This window comes from Candidatus Collinsella stercoripullorum (assembly GCF_027669965.1).
GTDB classification, from domain to species: domain Bacteria; phylum Actinomycetota; class Coriobacteriia; order Coriobacteriales; family Coriobacteriaceae; genus Collinsella; species Collinsella stercoripullorum.
In genome coordinates this window covers 1-5,857 of sequence record NZ_JAQECM010000077.1, presented here as the reverse complement: position 1 = coordinate 5,857, position 5,857 = coordinate 1, and the positions used below count along the sequence as shown (strand labels likewise).

4 protein-coding genes and 3 tRNA genes are annotated in these 5,857 nt (G+C 69.9%); 1 reads left to right on the top strand and 6 read right to left on the bottom strand.

What is annotated here, in order from left to right; translation table 11 throughout:
• Positions 1-1,206: lysylphosphatidylglycerol synthase transmembrane domain-containing protein (locus PHA29_RS10185; protein ID WP_270849518.1), on the bottom strand; the 1,206-nt coding region annotated here is incomplete at its 3' end.
• A 532-nt stretch (positions 1,207-1,738) separates the two neighbouring features.
• Between PHA29_RS10185 and PHA29_RS10180 the strand changes: the two genes are divergently transcribed.
• Positions 1,739-1,815, top strand: a tRNA-Glu gene (locus tag PHA29_RS10180).
• A gap of 1,018 nt (positions 1,816-2,833) precedes the next feature.
• Here the strand turns inward: PHA29_RS10180 and PHA29_RS10175 are convergent.
• The 5 genes from PHA29_RS10175 to PHA29_RS10155 all read right to left on the bottom strand — a co-directional run bounded on the left by PHA29_RS10175 (position 2,834) and on the right by PHA29_RS10155 (position 5,829).
• A tRNA-Glu gene (locus PHA29_RS10175) sits at positions 2,834-2,910 on the bottom strand.
• A 10-nt stretch (positions 2,911-2,920) separates the two neighbouring features.
• Positions 2,921-2,994 (bottom strand) — tRNA-Gln (locus tag PHA29_RS10170).
• 183 nt (positions 2,995-3,177) lie between these two features.
• Positions 3,178-3,867, bottom strand: a complete 690-nt coding sequence (locus PHA29_RS10165; protein ID WP_270849517.1) for an ABC transporter ATP-binding protein — start codon at positions 3,865-3,867, stop codon at positions 3,178-3,180.
• Entirely contained in the window at positions 3,848-4,984 is a 1,137-nt protein-coding gene (locus PHA29_RS10160) for an ATP-binding cassette domain-containing protein (RefSeq protein ID WP_270849516.1), read from the bottom strand. The genes PHA29_RS10165 and PHA29_RS10160 overlap by 20 nt, the downstream gene beginning before the upstream one ends.
• Positions 4,981-5,829 (bottom strand): ABC transporter permease, encoded by an 849-nt coding sequence (locus PHA29_RS10155; RefSeq protein ID WP_270849519.1) that lies wholly within the window; start codon positions 5,827-5,829, stop codon positions 4,981-4,983. The genes PHA29_RS10160 and PHA29_RS10155 overlap by 4 nt, the downstream gene beginning before the upstream one ends.
• Positions 5,830-5,857: the final 28 nt, after the last annotated feature.

The window sequence follows — 5,857 nt, the reverse complement described above, 5'->3', positions numbered from 1 at the left end:
CGAGGCCGCGGCCTCCGCGCGCTCGACGGCGGCCGTCTCGGTCGCGGACGCCACCGCGGCGGCAGCCGAGGCGCCCCCCGCCGTGCGGCGCCTGCCCATACGGGAGATCGCACGGTCCCATCGGTCGTGGATGCTCGCGCTGTGGGAGCTCTTGAGGCCGAGGAGCGGCGCCGCCAGGATCGTGGGGGCGATGAAGGTGATGAGGCGCCACAGCAGGTAGCCCGCGGTGGCGGCGCTGCCGTAGAAATGGCCGAGGAACAGCGCGAACCCGCCTTCCGCCCCGCCCGTGCCGCCCGGCAGCGGCACGGCGGAGGACAGCAGCTGCACGAACGCGGAGGCGGCCATCACGGAGAAGAAGTCGACGTCGTGATGGCCGAAGGACAGCATGAGGAAGTACGGGACGAGGTAGAAGAAGGCGAGCTGCAGCATGGTGATCACCACGGTGAGCCCCATGGAGCTCAGATGGCCCGCCGCGAGCTTGAACTTGTCGGAGAACGACCAGATCTCCTCGTCGATGAAGGCGTTCCATCCCTCGCAGCGGTCCCGGGCGACCCCGACGCGGGAGAGCACCGAGATCAGCCAGTGGGCGACGCGCACCACCATGCGGGGCATGAGCGCGATGGCGAAGATGGCGAGCAGGATGCACACATGGCCGCCGAAGCTGAACACGCTGATGAGGGTGATGTCGCCGTACTGAGCCGTGAAGAAGGGCATGCGGGCGATCAGCAGGATCGCGCACCACGCCACGAGGCCGAACTGGTAGACGATGAAGCGCGTGAACTGGATCGCGCCGGCCTCGCCCACGTTCTGCCCCGCCTTCGTGAGGCGGTAGATCTGCGCGGGCGTGGAGCCCATCTGCATCGGCGTGAGGTTGCCGAAGAAGATGCCGCTCGCCTCGACGGAAATGAGATCGCGGATGCCGACGGGGGACGCCGGATCGAGCCAGACGGCGATGGCGTAGGCGAGGATGCCGAAGACCAGGTAGAGCAGCATGGAGACGCAGGCGACGAAGAGCCACCCGGGCTGGACGCTGCCCATGGCCTCCCAGAACTGCGCGACCTGGCCGGTCACCACGAGGTAGACGACGTAGACGACGAGGACGAACCCGATGAAGATCGCCCCGCGGCGCGCACCCCGGTGGTCGTCCCCGCCGGACGCCTCCGCGGCGACCTTGGGCTTGGGGACGGTATGGGTGGAGCTGTTCATGGATCACCTCGGTATGGGAAGACGCCGGGGGTCCGGCGCGTTGCGTTTGAGGTTCTATTGTACGGCTGACCGAAACGAGGTCCCGCGCCGGCGGGCCATGCGTAGGAAATACAGAGCGGCTGCGTGAGCCCGTGCGGTGCGCACAGGCTGGAGACCCGGGCGCGGGCGCAGCCTCCGTGATCCGGGACGATATGGCCGCCCGCCCTGCCGACCCGTTCCGACCGACAGCCCACGCGCCAGTCCGTCCCGTCAGGGGACCCTCTTGCATGCCCGTCCCGACCGGGGACCCACGCACAAGTCCACCCCAACCGGGAACCCGCCCCGCCAACCCGCCCCGACCGACAACCCACCTCACGAGCCCCGTCCGACAGCCCGCTCGCAAGCCTGTCCCGTCCGCCGGCCCACGCGCCAGCCCGCTCCGATCCAGCGCCCCTCCACAGGTCATCCACAAGTTCGACTTTCTTACGAATCCCCCTTGCGCACCCGTGCCAGTTCCCGTAATATCCTTCCTGCGCAAGCGCGCACCACATACGGCCCGTTCGTCTAGCGGTTCAGGACGCCGCCCTCTCAAGGCGGAGATCACCAGTTCGAATCTGGTACGGGCTACCAAATGTTCAACCCGGGTCGCAATACCCGGGTTTTTCATGTGAAGCCATCCGCCCGTTACCGTTTGAGCCGGCTTAAGGGCCGGCTCCTTTGTTTCGACCCGCATCCAGGCAATACGACGGTGCCGACCCCGAGCGGTCGCCGGCCGACCCCCACCCGAAGCCGGTCGACCACCCAGGTCCCCACCCGAAGTCTGCCACCCCAACCCCCCCCCACCAGAAGTCGGCCGACCGCCCCGATCCCTTCCCCACTCAAAGTCGGCCGGATGCCCCATCCCCCACGCGAAGCCGACCGCCCTGATCCCCCACTCAAAGCCGGCCGGAGGCCCGTCCCCACGCGAAGCTGAAGCACCGGATTGCTTCGATGCCGAAGGGGAAACGCCCCGTCCCGCTCCCGCGGATCAGCGAATGGACCGGGACGGGGCGGACGCACGCTCCCGATACGCCTCACCACCGGACGCCAACCGAGGGCGTTCCGGACTCGAAGCCGCTCTACCTGCAGGTTTTCCATCCCCGCATCTGACGGAGAGAGGCGGGTCAACTTGTCTGCCTTGGCAGTATTGCGATATTGGGTGCATCTTTTCGGAAGTGCCGCCAGCACCGACGAAGACACGGTCAATCGCTCAGCATTTCCCCAGGTAATCGCCTTCGCCACCACCGGCATAGTGACGGGTTCTGAAAGATCCACACAATATCGCAATCCTGCCAAGGCGGACACGGCTCGCCACCATCAAACCAGGTCCATAGGACAAAGAGTGGGTTATAGGACGAAACATGAGGTTTTAGAACGAAAAGCATGTCTCAATAGAACACCGGTCCTAGTCCAACCAGAAGGGTATGGCACGGGGCCGTCGCACCCATCCGCGCATCCGAACGGGGCCGTCGCACCTGCTAGGGCGGCAGAATGACGAGCTGCAGGCCGCATCGCTCGTCGAGATCGGCATTCCGATCCCCCACCGCAGCGATCTGCCAATATGTATGAGAAAACAAAAACCCGGGCCTTGCGACCCGGGTTGAACATTTGGTAGCCCGTACCAGATTCGAACTGGTGATCTCCGCCTTGAGAGGGCGGCGTCCTGAACCGCTAGACGAACGGGCCATATGAAGGATGGCTGGGATGGAGGGAGTCGAACCCCCATTGACGGAACCAGAATCCGCTGTCCTGCCATTAGACGACATCCCAATGGTGCATCCGTGCTCGCGTTGCCGCTTCGCGCAAGAAAGTATATTACGGCACCCCATCCGACTGCGCAAGCACTTTTTTGAAAAAGTTTGCCGTACACCGAATGGCCTCGGAATCGATGCGTCTGAGACGGCGCACAGCCTCTCCCGGTGCGCGGGGAGGTCCCGCCCCGACGCGCCGCACTCAGGCGCGGGGCGACCGCGGAAGAACGACCTCGCGCGTCGCCACCTGCGCGACGAGCGCCGGGTCGTGCGAGACGACCATGAGCCCCATCCCCCGCTCCCCCGCGATCTCGAGCACCGCACGCCACACCTGGGCCTGCGTGAGCGCATCGAGCATGGCGCTCATCTCGTCGCAGATGAGGTAGGCGGGATGCGCCAGCAGGGCCCGCACGATGCAGAACCGCATGAGCTCCCCGCCCGAGAGCTCGTGCGGGAGCCTCGACAGCCATTCGTCGCGGATGCCGAACGCCTCGATCAGCCCCTCGCCGCGCGCGCGTTCCAGAGCCGCTGCGCGCGGAAGGTCCGCGGCGCCCTCCGCGAGCGACCTCCCCATCCGCATCCGCGGGTCGAAAGCCTGCTCGGGATGCTGCCAGATGAGCTGCACGGCACGCGCCGCCCCGACGCCCGCGCGGTCCGCGCCCCCGGTGCCTGCACGACGATCGCGACCCGTCATCGAGGCGCCGTCGACCGAGACCGAGCCCCCCTGCGGCGCGAGGTACCCCGCGAGCAGCCGGCACAGGGTCGTCTTCCCCGCGCCCGACGGCGCCCGCAGCGCCACCCGCTCCCCCGCCTCGACAGCGAGCGAGAGCCCGCGGTACAGCGGGGCGGCCCCCGCGTACCCGAAGGTTATGTCACGCGCCTCGAGGGCCATCGCCCATCGCCTCGCTTCCGTTCAGTCCCGATGCCGCCGGGCCGTCCGCGATCCCGCCCCGCATCGGGACGGGGGCCGCGGGCCCCGGGGAGCGGTCGTCATCCGCGCACGCCGCCCCGGCCGCGCGGTCGCCGCCGTCGCGCGCCGTCCCGGACGGGCCGACGCCCGTATGCGCCGCCCCGGCCGCGAAGCCCCCGCCGTCGAGCACCGCCTCTGCCGCGGCCGCATCCATACCGTGCCTCGGCATCGCGTACCACAGCGCCCGCGAGAACGGGTCGCGCAGAAGCCCCGGCGCGGCGAAGCTCGAGGCGGCGGCCTCCTCCACCACGGTGCCGTCGCGAAAGACCGCCACCCGGTCCGCCGCGCGCAGGGCCAGCTCGAGGTCGTGCGTGATGAGCAGCACGCCCCCGCCCCCGTCGGCGAAGGACCGCAGGTCGCCCACGGCGCGCACGGCGAGGTCCATGTCCAGCCCGGGCGTCGGCTCGTCCGCCACGATCAGGCGCGGCGCATCGACCAGCGCGCAGGTCAGCAGCACGCGGCGCGCCATGCCCCCGGACAGCTCGTGGGGGTACATCCGCTCGACGGACGCGGGCAGGCCGTACGCCGCGAACAGCTCGCGCATGCGGGCGCGCCGGCGCTCCCGCTCCGCCCGGGGGTGCCCCCCGACGACCTGCGCGCCCACGCGCATGAGCGGGTCCAGGTGCGTCACGCTCTGGGGGACCAGGGAGATCCCGCGCCCGCGGAGGCGGGCGAGCCCCGCCGCGTCCTGCGGGGAGCCGTCGAACCAGATGCGACCGGTCACGAGCGCGTTGGGCTCGAAGATCCCGAGCAGCGCATCCGCGAGCACCGTCTTGCCCGAACCGCTCGCCCCCACCACCGCGAGCACCTCGCCCGCGTGCACCGACAGCGTGAGGTCCCTCAGGACCTCGACGCGACGGCGCGGCGCGCTGAAATACGGGGCGTCGGGGTCGTAGAGGTCGAAGGAGACGGACAGCCCGTCGACGAAGAGCAGGTGGCTGCCGCCCGGATGCCTCGAGGCGCCGGCATGGCTGTGGCGATGGTGGAACTCCCCGTCGCGATGGCCCACCGGACGCCCGGCGGTGTCGTCACGCATCATGCCTGCACCCCCTCGACGGACAGGAGCCTGCGCAGCGCGGAGCCGACCCGGTCGAACATGAGCACGACGGCCAGCAGGGCCGCACCCGGGAACACTGCGAGCCACCAGGCGCCGGAGGTGAGGTAGCCCATCGCCTCGGACAGGATGACGCCGATCGCGGGCTGCTCGGGGGAAAGCCCGAAGCCCAGGAAGGTGATGGAGGCCTCGTGCAGGATGGCATGGGGGAACAGCAGGACGAGCCCGACGAGGTACTGCGGGAGCACGCAGGGAAGCGCATGGGTGAGCGCGAGCCGCACCCGAGACACCCCGAGCGCCCGCGAGCACGCCATGAAGGGCTGCGCCCGCAGCTGCATGATCTCGGCGCGCAGCACACGGGTGAGGCTCGGCCAGTGCGTGAGCGCCACGCCGACGCAGACGCCCGCCGCTCCGCGCCCGAGGGCGTAGCTCACCAGGATCAGCAGCACGATGTGCGGCACGCCCATGATGAGGTCGATGAGCCATCCGACGACCGCGTCGACCCGCGGGCCGCCGAGCGCGGAGGCGGCGGCGAGGACGAGGGCGATGACGGACGAGACGGCCGCCGAGACGGCGCCGACGACGACGGACGTCGAGAGCCCGGCGAGCGTGCGCGCGAGCATGTCGCGGCCCATCCAGTCCGTCCCGAAGGGGTGCTCGAGGCACGGGGCGAGGTTGGTCGAGGTGAAATCGGTCGCCGAAGCGCGCTCGGCCGACAGGGCGCCGGCGACGACCGCGGCGACGAGGACGGCGAGGGCGACGAGGGCGCCGGCGAGCAGGGCGCGCCTCCCCCTGAGCAGGCCGCGGGGGCGCGGCGCGTGGAGGCGCATCGGGACGCCGCCGGGGACCGGAGCCCCT